We start from the raw sequence: 2,089 nt of genomic DNA, 5'->3' as shown, positions 1-2,089 counted from the left end.
GCCGAGGGTGGGCATGGGGGTGGGGATGTGCGGATGCTGGCCGATCTGTTCGGGTCCCGGTCCGGTGGGGATGCCCTGGGGCGGGCTGCCGACGCGGTTGACGGGGCCAAGTCGTTGGTTACCGGGCTGGCCGCCAATGAGTCGTTCGTGACCGGGCTGCCTGTTCGGGTGCGGGATCTGTTGGATGTCTGAGGTCGTCGGTCCGGCCTACCTCACCAAGTGACGTGCAGGGTCTGGGATGAGCGGTGGATCAGGGTCGGGCGCATTGTGACCGGGTGGTCGTCCGCCAGGCGGAGGGTGGGGAAGCGGGTCGTCAACTGTTCCAGGGTGAGGCGGAGTTGCTCTCTTGCCGGTTGGGATCCTGGGCAGGTGTGCACGCCCAGGCCGAATGCCAGGTGGCGGCCCGGGGTGCGGGTGATGTCGAACTCGTCCGGGCGGGGGTGGCGGGATCCGTCTCGGTTGGCCGCGCCGAATGCCACGAACACCGTTGATCCGGTGGGGAGTTCTGTGCCTGCGAGGGTGATCGCGCGGGTGGTGATTCGACGGAAGCCCTGTAGTGCCGTGTCGTAGCGGGCCGCCTCCTCAATTGCCGCGGGGATGCGGTCCGGCTCTGCGCAGAGGAGGTTCCACTGGGGCGGGTGGCGGAGGAGGTGCAGGACCGTCGTGCCGATCAGGGCTGTGGTGGTGAGGTGGCCCGCCAGGAGGAAGTTCTGCAGGTGGGCCACCAGTTCGTGGCGTTGGTCGAGTGTCAGGTCGGCTGTGGGTGAGGGGCGCGGCGTGAGGGAGGTGATCAGGTCTGTGCAGAGGTCGTTCCGGGGGGTCGCTTTACGGGCTCGGATGAAGGCGTCGAGGGTGTGTTGCATTGCTACGACGTCCTGGGCTGCTGCTACTTGTTCGGCTTCCGTGACACCCGCAGGACGCTGCGAGCCAATCGGAGTACACCCGTTGCCGTTGGGAACGAGGATCGGAGTCTCGCCCGCCGGCGCATGTTGAACGTGGAGGTGGCGGACGGGCTGATCATGCGGCTGCCTGCACTGCGGGAGTCGCCCGGCGAGGGCGGTCGCGGACTGTCGCGACTCGGACGACCGCGGGCTCGCTCTAGTCGCCATCAGCCGGATCCACGCCGCCCTGACGGGTACGCAGGCGGCCTGGTTCGCGGAACTCTTCAATAGCAACACCCGCACGTCCGGCACCCCCTGGAGCACCAGAATGCAGCGCCCGCCGTGTTCGCACAGTTCCTCGCGGTACTGCTCGCCGAATCGTTCAGCTGGACAGAACCAGCGGGCTTCTATGTGGTCGTCCGTCCGATCAGACTGTTCGGGATGGCCACCGCGAAGGAGGCCTGGGGACCGTCGGAGCGGGCCGCTGCGGAGAAGGCCGCGGCGACCGGACGGCGGTCCGCGACCCCGCAGGACCCGCGAGACAGACCAGCGAAACGGAATCGGTTCGCAGGCCCTGACGCCAGTCCGCTTCCCCCGATATCGGCACGCGGACCGGTCCCGGAGAAAGTGCATATGCGTCTGTTTCGCGCCGAAGGCACGGCTCGGACCGTCCGATGGGCGATCCGGTCGTAGCCCCGGGGTGCGGGTCACTCCAAAGGCGCAGAGACCACCCGCCCTGGGGGAGGTATTGAGGCGAGTGTGTCGCAGGTCACGCGTTCTATCGCACTGTATGCATCGAGCGGGACGCAAATGTCCATCCGGTGCGGTCTAGACCGCACGTGAACACACCTTTACCTTGAGCTTCACGATCCGTGCGAGATCAATTACATTCAGGCAGAGTCTGGGGAGGCTCTGTGGGGAGGGTGTGTCATGCCTGTGGGCAGACGGCTGCGCGTCACCGCAGTGGCGTTATCCGGCGTGGTGGCGTTGTGTGTTCTAGCTCCTGTGAATGCGGCGGGAGCTGCCCGCAGTCAGGTACCGACCAGTAAGGCATCGGCTGCAGAGGGTGCCGAGGCTGGAACGGCTGTAACTGAGGATGAAGCGCTCGCCAAGGCCAAGCGCACGGGCGATGTGAACCGCCCCGGGTTCGATAGAGATCTCAGATTATGGTTGTGACCTGGGGTTTCGTGGATTCCATGTAGTGGTTG

Annotated in this window: 2 pseudogenes; one reads left to right on the top strand and one right to left on the bottom strand. The window is 66.2% G+C overall.

The window, feature by feature from the left end:
• Positions 1-192 (top strand): annotated as a pseudogene (locus tag O3Q52_RS52340) (gfo/Idh/MocA family oxidoreductase); the annotation flags it as partial.
• A gap of 20 nt (positions 193-212) precedes the next feature.
• Here O3Q52_RS52340 and O3Q52_RS52335 read toward each other — a convergent pair.
• Positions 213-920 (bottom strand): annotated as a pseudogene (locus tag O3Q52_RS52335) (cytochrome P450); the annotation flags it as partial.
• Positions 921-2,089: the final 1,169 nt, after the last annotated feature.

The sequence above is a fragment of the Streptomyces sp. ActVer genome (assembly GCF_027270795.1).
Taxonomy (GTDB): Bacteria; Actinomycetota; Actinomycetes; order Streptomycetales; family Streptomycetaceae; genus Streptomyces; species Streptomyces umbrinus_A.
The sequence above is the reverse complement of the archived record's forward strand: the minus strand, read 5'-3'. Positions and strand labels throughout refer to the sequence as shown.